General features: G+C 73.9%; 11 protein-coding genes. 2 read left to right on the top strand and 9 right to left on the bottom strand.

Annotation, left to right across the window (positions count from 1 at the left end):
* Positions 1-46 precede the first annotated feature (46 nt).
* From JE024_RS22830 to iolC, 8 genes are all read right to left on the bottom strand, one after another.
* Complete coding sequence (locus JE024_RS22830; RefSeq protein WP_205375367.1) at positions 47-937, bottom strand: ABC transporter permease; 891 nt, start codon at positions 935-937, stop codon at positions 47-49.
* The gene (locus JE024_RS22825) at positions 934-3,729 is read right to left on the bottom strand and encodes an alpha/beta fold hydrolase (RefSeq protein ID WP_205375366.1); all 2,796 of its coding nucleotides are present in this window, start codon (positions 3,727-3,729) and stop codon (positions 934-936) included. The genes JE024_RS22830 and JE024_RS22825 overlap by 4 nt, the downstream gene beginning before the upstream one ends.
* A gap of 162 nt (positions 3,730-3,891) precedes the next feature.
* Entirely contained in the window at positions 3,892-4,491 is a 600-nt protein-coding gene (locus JE024_RS22820; RefSeq protein WP_205375365.1) for a DUF4291 domain-containing protein, read from the bottom strand.
* Positions 4,492-4,718: 227 nt separating this feature from the next.
* A complete protein-coding gene (locus JE024_RS22815; protein WP_205375364.1) occupies positions 4,719-6,221 on the bottom strand; it encodes a CoA-acylating methylmalonate-semialdehyde dehydrogenase in 1,503 nt (500 codons plus the stop codon).
* A 23-nt stretch (positions 6,222-6,244) separates the two neighbouring features.
* Positions 6,245-8,116, bottom strand: a complete 1,872-nt coding sequence (iolD, locus tag JE024_RS22810; protein ID WP_205375363.1) for a 3D-(3,5/4)-trihydroxycyclohexane-1,2-dione acylhydrolase (decyclizing) — start codon at positions 8,114-8,116, stop codon at positions 6,245-6,247.
* On the bottom strand, positions 8,113-8,946 hold the full coding sequence (iolB, locus tag JE024_RS22805) for a 5-deoxy-glucuronate isomerase (protein ID WP_205375362.1): 834 nt from the start codon (positions 8,944-8,946) through the stop codon (positions 8,113-8,115). Before iolB ends, iolD begins: the two co-directional genes overlap by 4 nt.
* 16 nt (positions 8,947-8,962) lie before the next feature.
* On the bottom strand, positions 8,963-9,847 hold the full coding sequence (locus JE024_RS22800) for a Cgl0159 family (beta/alpha)8-fold protein (protein WP_205375361.1): 885 nt from the start codon (positions 9,845-9,847) through the stop codon (positions 8,963-8,965).
* Positions 9,844-10,926, bottom strand: a complete 1,083-nt coding sequence (gene iolC / locus JE024_RS22795) for a 5-dehydro-2-deoxygluconokinase (RefSeq protein ID WP_205375360.1) — start codon at positions 10,924-10,926, stop codon at positions 9,844-9,846. The genes JE024_RS22800 and iolC overlap by 4 nt, the downstream gene beginning before the upstream one ends.
* A 125-nt stretch (positions 10,927-11,051) precedes the next feature.
* On the opposite strand from iolC, the gene JE024_RS22790 reads away from it, so the two are divergent.
* Positions 11,052-11,963, top strand: a complete 912-nt coding sequence (locus tag JE024_RS22790) for a sugar phosphate isomerase/epimerase family protein (RefSeq protein ID WP_205375359.1) — start codon at positions 11,052-11,054, stop codon at positions 11,961-11,963.
* 214 nt (positions 11,964-12,177) lie between these two features.
* Entirely contained in the window at positions 12,178-12,375 is a 198-nt protein-coding gene (locus JE024_RS22785; protein WP_147986556.1) for a helix-turn-helix transcriptional regulator, read from the top strand.
* 144 nt (positions 12,376-12,519) lie between these two features.
* Here the strand turns inward: JE024_RS22785 and JE024_RS22780 are convergent, their stop codons facing one another.
* A complete protein-coding gene (locus JE024_RS22780; protein WP_205375358.1) occupies positions 12,520-14,850 on the bottom strand; it encodes an MMPL family transporter in 2,331 nt (776 codons plus the stop codon).
* Between the last annotated feature and the right edge of the window lie 36 nt (positions 14,851-14,886).

The following is a 14,886-nucleotide window of genomic DNA, read 5'->3' as shown; positions in this document are numbered from 1 at the left end:
GGCGCCGGATGTCCGTGCCCTGGCGCCGGATGTCCGTGCCCTGGCGCTACGACACGATGTCCTTGCGGGAGAAGTTGCGGAACGCGAGCGCGAACAGCACCAGCGCATAGGTGACGGAGACCGAGGCGCCCTTCACCATGCCCGTCCATTCGAGTTCCGGCTGGAGCGCGTCGATCCAGGCGAACTGCCAGTGCGCGGGCAGCACTTCGCGCCAGGCGCCCAGCGCGGTCACCGCGTCGAGCACATTGCCGATGATCGTCAGGCCGACCGCGCCGCCGACCGCGCCGAGCGGCGCGTCGGTCTTGGTGGACAGCCAGAACGCCAGCCCCGCGGTCACGAGCTGGGACAGGAAGACGAACGCGACGACGACGGCGATCCTGCCCAGCGACTCCCCGGCCGGCAGCGACCCGCCGGTGGGCAGCCGGAGCGGTCCCCACCCGTAGGCCACCGAGCCCGCCGCCAGACCGACCAGCGGCAGCAGGACCATCGCCGCCGCGCTGAAGCCCAGGGCGACGGCGAGCTTGGACCACAGCAGCCTGGTCCGCGGCACGGGCGCGGCCAGCAGGTAGCGCAGCGACGACCAGTTCGCCTCGGAGGCGACGGTGTCCCCGTGGAACAGCGCCACCGGCACCACCAGCAGGAAGCCCGCGGAGACGAACAGGCAGGTGGCGGCGAAGTTGGCGCCCGACGCCGTCGCGGTGTCCATCAGGTTGATCCGGCCGTTGTCCCGGCTGTCGGGCGAACCGCCGATCGCGAAGGCGGCGATCAGGACGAACGGCAGGGCGGTGAGGATCCCCGCCATCACCAGGGTCCGCCGCCGCTTGAGCTGGCGCACCGCCTCCACCCGCAGGGGCAGGGTGCGGCCGGCCCGGTAGCCGGGCGCCGCGTCGGCGGGCCCGGCCTGGGCGGCCGGGACCTCGTGTACGGGCGCGCTCATGCGGAGCCTCCGATCAGGGTGAGGAACGCGTCCTCCAGGCGGCGGTGCGGGCCGACGCCCGTGACGGGCACGTCGAGGCGGACCAGTTCGGCGATGAGCGTGGTGGCGCTCGCGCCGTCCAGCCGGACGAGCAGCCCCTCGCCGCTGCGCACGGCCGAGCCGATGCCGGGCAGCGTGGCGAGCTTCTCCACGACCGGGTCGGCCACCTCGCCGTCGGTGGTGACGAGCAGGGTGTCGCCCTCGCCGGTGATCTCGGCCACCGGGCCCGCCTGCACCAGTCGCCCGCGGTCCATGACCACGAGGTGGGTGCAGGACTGCTCCACCTCCGAGAGGAGGTGGCTGGAGACGATGACGGTCCGGCCCCCGGCGGCGTACCGGATCATCACGTCCCGCATCTCGCGGATCTGCGGCGGGTCGAGCCCGTTGGTCGGCTCGTCGAGGATCAGCAGGTCCGGGAGGCCCAGCATGGCCTGGGCGATGGCGAGCCGCTGCCGCATGCCCTGCGAGTAGGTGCGCACGGCACGGGCCAGCGCGTCGCCGAGGCCGGCGATCTCCAGCGCCTCGTCCATGTGGGCGTCACCGGCGGGCCGGCCGGTCGCCCGCCAGTACAGCTCCAGGTTCTCGCGGCCCGACAGGTGCGGCAGGAAGCCCGCTCCCTCGACGAACGCGCCGACCCGGGAGAGCACCGGCGCGCCGGGGCGGATGGCGTGGCCGAAGACCCGGATCTCGCCCTCGTCGGGACGGATCAGGCCCATCAGCATGCGCAGGGTCGTGGTCTTGCCGGCTCCGTTGGGGCCGAGCAGACCGAGCACCTGCCCCTTCTCGACGCGGAAGGACAGCTCGCGGACGGCGTAGCGGTCGGTGGACTTCCTGTACTTCTTGGTGAGTCCGGTGATCTCCAGCGGCACGTCGGCGCGCTCCGGGTCGGGCGCGGGGGCGACGGCCCGGCGGCGCGCGGTGACCAGCAGGACCGCGGCGACGACGACACCGGCGACCGGCAGCGCCCAGACCCACCAGGCGAGTCCGGCGGCCTGGGTCCGCACGGACGGCGCCGTCGGGACGGTCAGCGGGCCGTCGGCCGAGACGGTGTAGGTGGCGGGCTCCGCCGGGGAGGCGTAGCCGAGGTCGGTCGCGGACAGGACGAGCCGCAGCCGGTGGCCGGCGTCGACCTCGTGGTCCACGGCGGGGAGGCGGAGGGTGACCTTCTTCCCCTCGCGGGCGTCCTCGATCCGGACCGGGGCGACGAGTTGCGAGGGCAGCACCTGCCCGCGGCCGTCGGGCGCGACGTCGTACACCTTGCCGAACAGCACCGCCTCGCCGGTGTCCGACGCCACCGTGACGGTGACCTGCGGTGTGCCGGTGATGCGGGTGGTCCCGGCCAGCGGCGCGGTGGTGAAGGCCGCCGACTGGCCCGGGAAGTCGAGGGAGATGCCGACGCCGAGCGAGGACAGCGCGCCCGCTCCGGCGCTCAGGCCCGGGATGGCGGAGACGGAGGGCGGGCTCCCGCCCGCCGGGTTGGTGAAGGTCTGCTCGCGGCCGGTCAGGGCGAACTCCCGTGCCCCGCTCTCCAGTCCGGGGTAGCGGTCGGCGGTCGCGCCGCGCAGCAGCGCCCGGCCGTCGGTGGAGTCGACGCCTCCGGTACGGCTGACGCGGAACGCCGGACCGGTGTCCGCGCTCTCGTCCTGCTTCAGGTACCGGTCGAACCAGTCCCCGATACGGGCCTCGACCCGGTCCGTCTCGCGGTCGCCGCCGTCGTGGCCGCCGGAGATCCAGTCGACGGCGACGGGCGCGCCGCCGGCGGACACGGCCTCGGCGATGGAGTCCGCGTGGGTGAGGGGGAACAGGGAGTCCGACTGGCCCTGCACGATCAGGGTCGGGACCTTGATGCGGTCGGCGACGGCGGAGGGGCTGCGCTCCTCCAGCAGCCGCCGCGCCTCGGCGTCGGGGCGGCCGGCCACAGCGACGCGTTCGTACATGGCGCAGAGCTGCGGCTGGAACCGGCCGCAGGCCGAAGGGTTGCCGGGGGTGGCGCCTGGGGTCGCACCGGCCGTGCCGGGCGCGGCGGCAGCGCCGCCGGCGGGGGCCTGGCCCTCGCCCGGCGCCTCGCCGTCGCGCTGCCCGTCGCCGGGCCTCTGGCCGTCCGGTGCGGGGGCGTCGGTCAGGCCGCCGCCGGCCGCCGAGCCGGTGGTGAAGAAGATCCCGGCCCACAGCTTCTTGAACACGCCGTCGGGGAACAGCGCGTCGGCGAGGTTCCAGTAGGTGATCTGCGGAGCGATGGCGTCGACCCGCTTGTCGTGCCCGGCGCCCAGCAGCGAGACGGCGCCGCCGTACGAGGAGCCGGTGATGCCGACCCGCGGGTCGCCGTCCGCGTCCCGCTGGACCTCGGGGCGCTCGGCGAGCCAGTCGATCAGCCGGGAGACGTCCGCGACCTCGTGCTCCGGGTCGTTGAGGCCGATGCTGCCGGTGGAGGCGCCGAAGCCCCGTGCCGACCAGGTCAGCACGGCGTATCCGTCGCGGGCCAGCTTCTCGGCCTGCTCGCGCACATCGGCCTTGCTGCCGCCGAAGCCGTGGCCGATGAGCACGGCGGGGCGCCGTCCTTCACCGCCCGCGGTGAAGTACGAGGTGTCGATCTTCGCTCCGGGCATGGTGTGCACCCGGTCCTCGCGGTGCACGGGAGGCGCGCCGTCGTCCGCGACGGCCGTCCAGGTGCCCGCTCCGGCGAGGACCACGAGGGCCGCCGCTCCGGCGAACCATCGGCTCCTGGCGGCGGGCCGGGGAAGTCGGATCTTCATGTCTGAACCCTAAGCGCACCGCCTGTGTGCCCTCCGCTGCCGTCAGGCGGAACCGGAAGGCCTTCTGAGGTAGTACACCCCGCCTCCGGCGTACACCAGACGCGGTATCCGGAAGGTGTCCCCGACCCGTGAACCGCCGACCCCCGCCCGGCGGGCGGGGGTTCACGCCGTCACCAGCCGCCCGAGCAGCTCGGGGCCCGCCGGGTAGGGCCGTTCCTCGGGCAGCAGCCGGCCGGCCGCCTCCAGGTCGCCCGCGGCCACCAGCGCGTGGATCTCACGGGCCAGCGGGGTCACGTCGGTGATCGACACCGTCCACTCGTCGGCGTAGCGCCCGGCGGCCTCGCCGGCGAGCCCGAGTTGGAGCGACCGGTACGGCAGCGGCGACAGCCGCAGGTCCCGCTCCGGATCCCACTGCACCCGGGCCGGCGACCGCCGGAGCTCCCGCTGCCAGGCCGCCCGGTCGGTGTGGAGGCCGCGCACGTAGTGCGACAGACAGGCGTGCCGCAGCGCCCACTCGAAGCCGTCGCGCCGGATCTCCACGGCGAGCACCGTCTCCTGGCCCGGCTTGGCCGCCCAGCCGCAGCGGTACATCATCCACAGGAACGACGGCTTGACCCAGGTCATCCGGTCCCGCTTCCACTCCGCCGGGAAGCGGCCCGTGCGGGCGGCCGGGCCGCCGATCCCGGGCCGGTAGGCCTGGTAGACGGTGACGGTCTCCTCCGTGTGGCGGGCGCGGACACGGTACTTCGGTTCGTCGGACATGGCGCCAGCCTCCGGCGCGGGACCGCGCGCACGCCACCGGTTTTGCCGCGGCTGTGCGGCGACGGCCGCGCAGGCGGCCGGGACGGAGGCGGCCCGGGGCGGAGGCGGCCCGGGACGGCCTCGCGGCACGGGACGGCCTCGCGGCACGGGACGGCCTCGCGGCACGGCCGAGGGGCCGCCCGGTGGACGGCCCCTCGGCGGACGCCGGCGGACGGCGGCGGACGGTGTCAGTGGTTGCGCGGGAAGCCGAGGTCGACGCCGGCGGGGGCGTCGGCCGGGTCGGGCCAGCGGGTGGTGACGACCTTGCCACGGGTGTAGAAGTGCACGCCGTCGTTGCCGTAGATGTGGTGGTCGCCGAAGAGCGAGTCCTTCCAGCCGCCGAAGGAGTGGTAGCCGACCGGCACCGGGATGGGCACGTTGACGCCCACCATGCCCGCCTCGATCTCGAGCTGGAAGCGGCGGGCGGCGCCGCCGTCACGGGTGAAGATCGCGGTGCCGTTGCCGTACGGCGAGGCGTTGATGAGGGCCACGCCCTCCTCGTAGGTTTCGGCGCGCAGCACGCACAGGACCGGGCCGAAGATCTCGTCGCGGTAGGCGTCGGAGTCGGTGGAGACCTTGTCGAGGAGCGAGAGGCCGATCCAGTGGCCGTCCTCGAAGCCGTCCACCGTGTGGCCGGTGCCGTCGAGGACCACCTCGGCGCCCTGCGCGGCGGCGCCCGTCACGTACGAGGCGACCTTGTCGCGGTGCGCCTTGGTGATCAGCGGCCCCATCTCGGACACCGGGTCGGTGCCGGGGCCGATGACGATCTTCTCGGCGCGCTCGCGGATCTTCTGGACCAGTTCGTCGCCGACGGAGCCGACGGCGACGACCGCCGAGATGGCCATGCAGCGCTCGCCCGCCGAGCCGTACGCCGCCGACACCGCGGCGTCGGCCGCCGCGTCCAGGTCGGCGTCGGGCAGCACCAGCATGTGGTTCTTGGCGCCGCCGAGGGCCTGGACCCGCTTGCCGTGGGCGGAGGCGGTGGTGTGGATGTACCGCGCGATGGGGGTGGACCCGACGAAGGAGACGGCGGCGACGCCGGGGTGCTCCAGCAGGGCGTCCACCGCGACCTTGTCGCCGTGCACCACGTTCAGCACGCCGTCCGGCAGCCCGGCCTGGGTGGCCAGCTCGGCCAGCAGGTTGGCGGCCGAGGGGTCCTTCTCGCTGGGCTTGAGCACGAAGGTGTTGCCGCAGGCCACGGCCAGCGGGAACATCCACATCGGCACCATGGCCGGGAAGTTGAACGGCGTGATGCCGGCGACCACGCCGAGCGGCTGGCGGATGGCGGCGACGTCGACCCGCTGCGAGACCTGGGTGGACAGCTCGCCCTTGAGCTGGGTGGTGATGCCGCAGGCCAGCTCGACGATCTCCAGACCGCGGGCGACCTCGCCCAGGGCGTCGGAGTGCACCTTGCCGTGCTCGGCGGTGATCAGGGCCGCGATGTCGTCGCGGTGGGCGTCGAGCAGCGCGCGGTAGCGGAAGAGGATCGCGGTGCGCTGGGCGAGCGACGAGGTGCCCCAGGTCGTGTACGCCTCCCGCGCCGCCGAGACGGCCGCGTCGACCTCCGCCGCCGAGGCGAGCGCGACGCGCGTGGTCACGGCGCCCGTGGCCGGGTCGGTGACCGGGCCCCAGTTGCCGGACGCGCCCTCGACGGTCTTGCCACCGATCCAGTGGTTGACGGTCTTCGTCATGGCGAAAAGCTCCTTCGCGTCCTTCAGAGATGGCGGCGTCGGGCGGCGACGTGCCGGTCGTAGTCCTCTCGCGCCGTGACCGCCGCCGGACGGGCCGCGGTCTCGGCCACCGGAACATCCCACCACGCCTGCGCGGCGGGCGGGCCCGACACAGTGTCGGGCATTCCGGTCTCCGTGTAGACACATGTGGGAACCGTGGCCTCCCGGGCCTCGGCCAGGGCTTCCCGCAGGTCACCCACGGTCGTGGCGCGGAGCACCCGCATCCCGAGGGAGGCCGCGTTGGCCGCGAGGTCGACCGGCAGCGGCGCCCCGTCGTACGCCCGGCCGGGGCCGGTGCGCTGCCGGTAGGCGGTGCCGAAGCGCTCGCCGCCGACCGCCTCGGAGAGCCCGCCGATGGAGGCGTAGCCGTGGTTCTGGAGGACGACCAGGCGGATCGGGACGCCCTCCTGGACGGCGGTGACGATCTCGGTCGGGTTCATCAGATAGGTGCCGTCGCCGACCAGGGCCCACACCGGACGGCCCGGGGCGGCCATCGAGACGCCGATCGCCGCCGGGATCTCGTAGCCCATGCAGGAGTAGCCGTACTCGACGTGGTACTGGTCGGCCGACCGGGCGCGCCACAGCTTGTGCAGGTCGCCCGGGAGCGAACCGGCCGCGTTGATCAGGATGTCGTCCTCGGTGACCAGTTCGTCCAGCAGGCCGAGGACCTGGGCCTGGGTGGGCGGCAGGGCGGGGTCGGGGGCGCCGAACGCCGCGGACACCCGCTCCTCCCAGGCCGCCTTCTCCTTGCCGTACGCGGTCTCGTAGGCGGCGTCGACACGGTGGCCGCGCAGCCCCTCGGTGAGGCCGCGGAGCGCCGCGCGGGCGTCGGCGACCACGGGCAGGGCCGACAGCTTGTGGGCGTCGGCGCCGGTGACGTTGATGTTGACGAAGCGGACGCCGGGGTGCTGGAAGAGGGTGCCGGAGGCCGTGGTGAAGTCCGTGAAGCGGGTGCCGACGCCGATCACCAGGTCGGCGGTGCGGGCGAGGGCGTCGGCGGTGGCGGTGCCGGTGTGGCCGATGCCGCCGACGTCGGCCGGGTGGTCGTGGCGCAGGGCGCCCTTGCCCGCCTGCGTGGAGGCCACGGGCACGCCGGTGGCCTCGGCGAACGCGGCCAGCGCGTCCTCGGCGCCGCTGTGGTGCACCCCGCCGCCGGCGACCAGCAGCGGCCGGCGGGCGGCGCGGACGGCCCGCACGGCGTCGGCCAGCACTCCGGGGTCGGGGTGGGGCGCGGTGATCCGCCACACCCGTTCGGCGAAGAACTCCTCGGGCCAGTCGTACGCCTCGGCCTGCACGTCCTGGGGCAGCGCGAGGGTCACCGCGCCGGTGGCCGCCGGGTCGGTCAGCACCCGCATCGCCTGGAGCGCGGCCGGGATCAGCGCCTCGGGCCGGGTGATCCGGTCGAAGAAGCGGGAGACGGGGCGCAGCGCGTCGTTGACGGACACGTCGCCCGCGTAGGGGACCTCGATCTGCTGGAGGACCGGGTCGGCGGGCCGGGTGGCGAACACGTCCCCGGGCAGCAGCAGCACGGGCAGGTGGTTGACGGTGGCGAGGGCCGCGCCGGTGACGAGGTTGGTGGCCCCCGGGCCGATGGAGGTGGTGACGGCGTGGGCGGACAGCCGCCGGGACTGGCGGGCGTACCCGACGGCGGCGTGCACCATGGCCTGTTCGCTGCGGCCCTGGACGAACGGCATCGTGTCGGCGGACTCCAGCAGCGCCTGCCCGATGCCGGCGACGTTGCCGTGGCCGAAGATGCCCCAGGTGGCGGCGACGAGCCGGTGCCGCTCGCCGTCCCGCTCGGTGTACTGGGCGGTCAGGAAGCGCACCAGGGCCTGGGCGGTGGTGAGGCGTCTCATCGGTAGCCCTTCGTCTCGCCGGTGAGGTGGCCGGGGTGGAAGCGGATCAGCCACTCGCGGTCGGCTCCCGGGCCCGCCATCACGTTGAGGTAGTACATGGTGTGGCCCGGTTCGGCGATCGACGGTCCGTGCCAGCCGTCGGGGACGAGGACGGCGTCGCCGGTGCGGACCTCGGCGAGCAGGTCGGCGCCGCCGGGGCGGGAGGGGGACACCCGCTGGTAGCCGGTGCCGCCGCCGTCGATCTCGAAGTAGTAGATCTCCTCCAGCTCGCTCTCCTCGCCGGGCAGGTGCTCGTCGTGCTTGTGGGGCGGGTAGGAGGACCAGTGGCCGCCGGGGGTGAGGACCTCGACGGCGATCAGCCGGTCGCAGTCGAAGGAGCCCGCGGCCGCGAAGTTGTGCACGCGCCGGGCCTGGATGCCGCTGCCGCGGGCCTCCACGGGAACCTCCGGCGCGGGGCCGTAGCGAGCGGGGAGTCGACGCTCGCACCTCGCTCCTGCCAGGGCGAAGCGGCCTCCCGCACCGGAGGCGATCAGGGCATGGGCGTCACGCGGCACATAGGCGAAGTCGCTCACTCCGCCGAACACGCCGTCCCGCCCCTGCAGTTCGAACAACTCGCCTTGCGTCTGCACCGTACAGCCGCCGCCGAGCGGCAGCACGATCCATTCGCTGTCACCGGTGTCCAGCCGGTGCGATCCGCCCGGTGGCAGCTCCAGCACGCGCAGGCCCGCGTACCCCCAGCCCGCGCGCTCGGGGCCGATGTCCAGGGCGTAGGGCCCGCTCGCCGTGCTGCCCGCCGGGAGGTGGAGTTCCGGGCTTGCGAAGTCGCTCATGTCTCCCTCGTACCCCCTACAGCAGTCCCACGGCCGTATCGACCGCGCCGGCCACGTCGCCGTCGGCCGGATACAGCAGCGCCCGCCCGGCGACCAGCCCCTGGACGGTGGGCAGTCGCAGTGCGGCGCGCCAGCGCCCGTACGCGGCGTCCGCGTCCGCGCCGGTGTCCCCGCCGAGCAGGACGGCGGGGAGGGTGGAGGTCTCCATCACCGCGCGCATGTCGGCCGGGTCCTCGGTCACGGGCACCTTCAGCCAGGTGTACGCGGAGGTCCCGCCGAGTCCGGACGCTATGGCGAGGGAGCGCGCCACGGCCTCGGCGCCCAGATCGTGGCGCAGCATTCCGTCCCTGCGGTGACAGATGAACGGCTCCACGAAGACGGGGAGCCGACGCTCCGCCATCTCGTCGACGGCGCGGGCCGCGGCGGCGAGGGTGTCGAGGGAGGCCGGGTCGTCGTAGTCGATGCGCAGCAGCAGTTTGCCCGCGTCGAAGCCGAGCCGGTGGAGGTCCCTGGCGCGGTGGCCGGTGAAGCGGTCGTCGAGCTCGAAGGAGGCTCCGGCCAGCCCGCCGCGGTTCATGGAACCCATGACGACCTTGTCGTCGAGCGCGCCGAGCAGCAGCAGGTCGTCGAGGATGTCGGCGGTGGCGAGCACGCCGTCGACGCCGGGGCGGGACAGGGCGACGCAGAGCCGTTCCAGCAGGTCGAGGCGGTTGGCCATGGCGAGCGGGCGGTCGCCGACGGCGAACGCGCCGCGGGCGGGGTGGTCGGCAGCGACGATCATCAGCCGGCCGCTGTCGCCGAGCAGACCGGAACGTCTGCGCCGGCGGACGGCGGCCTCGGCGACGGCCTCGGGGTGACGGGTGCGGATCCCCACCAGTTCGCCGATGTCGACACGGCTCATGAGGCCCGCCCGCCGGAACCGGGGGGAGCCGGGGCTTCCGGGGCGTCCGCGGTATCCGGGGCGTCCGTGGCGTTCCGATCCTCCGTGACCGCCGCGCGGCTGGGGTCCGGCGGGACGGGGCCGCCGGCGAGGACCTGGTGGACCTCGTCCTCGGTGGGCATCGCGGAGGAGCAGGCGAGCCGGGCGGCCACCACCGCGCCCGCCGCGTTGGCGAAGCGCAGCGTGCGCTCCAGGTCCCATCCGGCGAGCAGTCCGTGGCAGAGCGCGCCGCCGAAGGCGTCGCCGGCGCCGAGGCCGTTGACCACGTCCACCGGGACCGGGGGGACCTCGGTGCGGGTGCCGTCGCGGTGGACGGCGAGCACCCCCTTGGGGCCCTGCTTGACGACGGCGAGCTCGACGCCCGCGGCGAGCAGCGCGTCGGCGGCGGCGTGGGGTTCGCTCTCGCCGGTGGCGACGGCGCACTCCTCGGCGTTGCCCACCGCGACGGTGGCGTGGGCCAGCGCCTGGGCGTAGTGGCTCCGCGCGGCACCGGGGTCGGACCAGAACACCGGGCGCCAGTCCAGGTCGAAGACCGTGGTGCCGGCCTTCGCCCGGTGGGCGAGCGCGGCCAGCGTCGCCGTGCGGCTCGGCTCGGCGCACAGCCCGGTGCCCGTCATCCAGAAGATCCGCGCGCTGCGCAGCGGCTCGCGCTCCAGCTCGCTCTCCCTGATCTGCAGATCCGGTGCCTTGGGCTGCCGGTAGAAGTAGAGGGGGAAGTCGTCGGGCGGGAAGATCTCGCAGAAGGTGACGGGCGTGGGATACGCCTCGACGGAGGTCACCCAGCGGTCGTCCACGCCGAAGTCCCGCAGGGCGCGGTGGAGATACTCCCCGAAGGGGTCCTGGCCGGTGCGGGTGATCACGGCCGTCCGCCGGCCCAGCCGGGCCGCCGCCACCGCGACGTTGGAGGGGGAGCCGCCGAGGAACTTCCCGAAGGTGTCGACCCGTTCCAGCGGGACACCGGCGCGCAGCGGGTAGAGGTCCACCCCGATCCGGCCCATCGTGATCACGTCGTACGGCTGGGGGGCGTACGGCTGACTCATACGTGTCCCTTCGGTCAGGGGGTGCCCCCAGGTCTAGCCGCCTCCGGCAAGCGCTGTCAACATTTTGTCCGGACATTCGGACCAAGCCTTGACACCCTTCTCCGGCGGCCGGAAAGCTGACGTCCATGACTGCCTCCGTCCCCGCCCACAGCCGTATCCGGGTCGGCTCGGCCCCCGACTCCTGGGGGGTGTGGTTCCCCGACGATCCCCGGCAGGTCCCCTGGCAGCGCTTCCTCGACGAGGTCGCCCGCGCCGGGTACGAGTGGATCGAACTCGGCCCCTACGGCTACCTGCCGAGCGACCCCGTCCGGCTGGCGGAGGAGACCGGGCGGCGGGGGCTGAAGGTCTCGGCGGGCACGGTCTTCACCGGTCTGCATCACGGCCCGGCCGTCTGGGAGGAGACCTGGGCCCATGTCGCGGACATCGCCGCGCTCACCCGGGCCATGGGCGCGGAACACCTGGTGGTCATCCCGTCGTTCTGGCGGGACGACAAGACGGGGCGGGTCCTGGAGGACCGCGTGCTGACCCCGCGGCAGTGGCGCGACCTGACGGAGCAGAGCGAACGCCTCGGCCGTGAGGTGCGGGAGCGCTTCGGGCTGCGGATCGTCGTCCACCCGCACGCGGACACCCATATCGACACCGAGGAGAACGTGAGCCGTTTCCTCGACGCGACCGATCCCGACCTCGTCTCGCTGTGCCTGGACACCGGCCACTACGCCTACTGCGGCGGCGACAGCGTGGAACTCATCAAGACCTACGGCGAGCGCCTGGGCTACCTCCACCTCAAGCAGGTCGACCCGGCCGTGCTCGCCGAAGTCGTCGCCGGGGAGGTGCCGTTCGGTCCCGCCGTCGGGCGGGGGGTGATGTGCGAGCCGCCGGCCGGGGTGCCCGCCCTGGAGCCCGTCCTCGCGGCGGCCGGCGCCCTCGGGGTCGACCTCTTCGCCATCGTCGAGCAGGACATGTACCCCTGCCCGCCGGACAAGCCCTATCCGATCGCCGAACGTACGCGCGGTTTTCTGCGGTCCTGCGGCATCTGAGGTCAATGCCGCACGTCCGTCACCGTTGTCCCTTCCTCATCACATGTGTCTCCATTACGCGGGCTTTGTGTCACAGGCGATCAACAGGGCTGCCCCTGCGCGGGCCCGGCCTCGTTCAACGGGCACAGGCTCAGTGATCGCCAGCGTCACCGCGGCAGCTCCCCCGACGGCATCCCGCCCGCCGCTGCCGCCCGCGCAGGGAGGTGCCATGCATATGACGGACAGACAACTCTGGTCCTACAAGGACATCGCGGCGCACATCAGGGTGCAGCCGGACACGGTCCGCTCGTACCGCAAGCACGGGCTGCTGCCACCGCCGGACAAGGTGGAATCCGGGAAGCCGTACTGGTACGCGGACACCATCCGCGTCTGGGTGGCCAACCGGCCGGGGAACAGGGGCCGAAGAGACTGAGCCCCGCGCCGCGGCGGGAGGCCGGAGCGGACGGGCGAGGGCCCTCGCACCTGACGGGTGCGGGGGCCCTCGCCGCTCGTGCCGCCGATGACGGCACCCGCGGGCCCTCAGACCCCGGCCCTGTCCCGGTCCTCCGACGGCCGCTCACCACCCGGGGCCTCCGCGCCCCGGGCGCCCTTGTCGGCGGCGCCCTCCGGTGCGGCGGCCGCGGCTGTCGGCTGCGACTCCCCCCTCGCTCAGCCCGAACCGCTCGTGGAAGCGCCGCAGCGGGCCGGGTGCCCACCAACTGGCGGCCCCCATCAGCTTCATCACCGAGGGCACCAGCAGGCTGCGCACCACCATCGCGTCCATCAGCACCGCCAGGGCGATGCCCAGCCCGAGCATCTTGGTGTTCGTCACCCGCGAGGTGCCGATGGCCACCATCACCACGGCGAGGATCACGGCCGCCGCGGTGATCAGACCGCCCGTGCGCTGGAGCCCGAAGCGGACCGCCCGCTCGTGGCTCGCGCCCCGGTCGTACTCCTCCTTGATCCGGGAGAGGAGGAAGACGCCGTAGTCCATGGAGAGGCCGAAGGCGATGCAGAACATCAGGACGGGCAGTGTCGTCTCGATGTCGCCGGTGGAGGTGAACGACAGCAGCCCGGAGAGGTTGCCGTCCTGGAACACCCACACCAGGGCGCCGAACATCGCCGTGAGGCTCAGTCCGTTCAGGACCACCGCCTGGAGCGGGATGAGCACGCTGCCGGTGAGCAGGAAGACCAGGAAGAGCGTCACCACGACCACGATGCCCAGCGCCAGTGGCAGCTTGTCGGCGATGGCCGCCTTGGAATCCTCCAGAACGGCCGCCCGGCCCGTCACGGAGGTGTCGAACGGGGCGGGGACGTCGCGCAGTTCGTGCACGAGGCGCTGCGCCTGCTCGCCGACGGCCTCGCCCTCGGGCACCACGGAGAAGTAGCCGACGGATCCCGAGGTGACCGGCCCGTCCACCCGGACGACCCCGGGCAGGGCCGCGACCCGGTCCCGGTACTGCGCGTACTGCTCGGCGGTGGGGGCGGGGCCGGCGGCATCCTTCGCGGCCGGTTCCGCGAGGATCTCCAGGGTGCCCGTCGGGCTGCCGGCGAAGCCGTCACGGATCTGCTGCTGCACCACGTGGGACTCGGCCCCCGAGGGCAGCTGCCGGTCGTCGGGCGTACCGAACTTCACGCCGAGGAACGGCAGCCCGAGCAGCACCAGCGCTCCGACGGTGGTGAAGGCGAACAGCGGCGCCCGGCGCATCACCAGCCCGGCGAACCTCCCCCAGCGGGCGCCGGGCTCGGCGGCGGCACCTTCGGCCCGGGCGCCTGTGGCCCCGGACTTCCCGCGCCGGAAGAGCCGGCGCAGATCCAGGGCGTTGACCCGGTGGCCCAGCAGCATCAGGGCCGCCGGCAGCAGGATCAGTGCCGCGCCGGCCGCCAGCAGGACCACCGCGATGCCCGCGTAGGCGAAGGACCGCAGGAAGTACTGGGGGAAGACGAGCATCGCCGCCAGGGAGACCGCGACCGTCAGCGCGGAGAAGAGCACGGTGCGGCCGGCCGTGCGCAGCGTCACCCCCACGGCGTCCCGCACCTCGCTGCCGCTGTCGAGCTCCTCGCGGAAGCGGCGCACGATGAACAGGGCGTAGTCGATGGCGAGACCGAGGCCGAGGGCCGTGGTGAGGTTCTGGGCGAAGACGGAGACGTCGGTGAACTCCGTGACGCCCCGCAGCACCGCGTTCGTGCCGAGGATGGCGACGATGCCGACGCCGAGCGGGAGCAGGGCCGCGACGGCGCTGCCGAAGACCATGACGAGCAGCACCAGCGTGACCGGCAGGGCGATCAGCTCGGCCCGCAGGAGGTCGTCCTGGATGGTCGTCGTCATCTCGTGCTGGACGGCCACGGGGCCGCCGATCGAGACCTCCACGGGGCCGTGCCCGCCGCGCAGGCCCGGAGCGATCCGGTCGAGCGTCTCGGAGGCGGTCTTCTCGTCGCCCTCGATGCGTGCCGCTATCAGGGCCTCGCCGCCGTCGTCGGACCGCAGGGCGGGGGCCTTGGTGCCCCAGTACGACCCGACGCCGGTGACGCCGGGCTCGGCGGCCAGCCGCTCGGCGAGCCGCCCCGCCTCGGCGGCCACGGCCGGGTCGTCGACGCCGCGGGCGCCGCTGTCGACGAAGAGGATCAGATTCGGCTGGGAGGCCGGGAAGACGCGCTCGACCTCGCTGGTGGCGTAGGTGGACTCCGCGGACGGGTCCTCCCAGCCGCCGCTGCCCATGCGGTCGGCGACCCCGCTCCCCGCGAACACCGCGAGGGCGGTGAGCACCAGGGCGACGAGCAGCGAGAGACGCGGGCGCGCGGTGACGGCACGGGTCCACCGCCCGAGCGCCGGCGCGGGCGGCCCCGACGGCGCCTCCCCCTCGGCGGGCCGCGCCGTGGCGCCGGTCGGCGTGTTGACTTCGGACATGGTGCGGTGTCCCCTTCACCGTGATCCGTGCGCTGC

The organism is Streptomyces zhihengii, from assembly GCF_016919245.1.
GTDB lineage: Bacteria > Actinomycetota > Actinomycetes > Streptomycetales > Streptomycetaceae > Streptomyces > Streptomyces zhihengii.
Note: the sequence above shows the minus strand (reverse complement) of the source record. Positions and strands in the feature narration are given on the sequence as shown.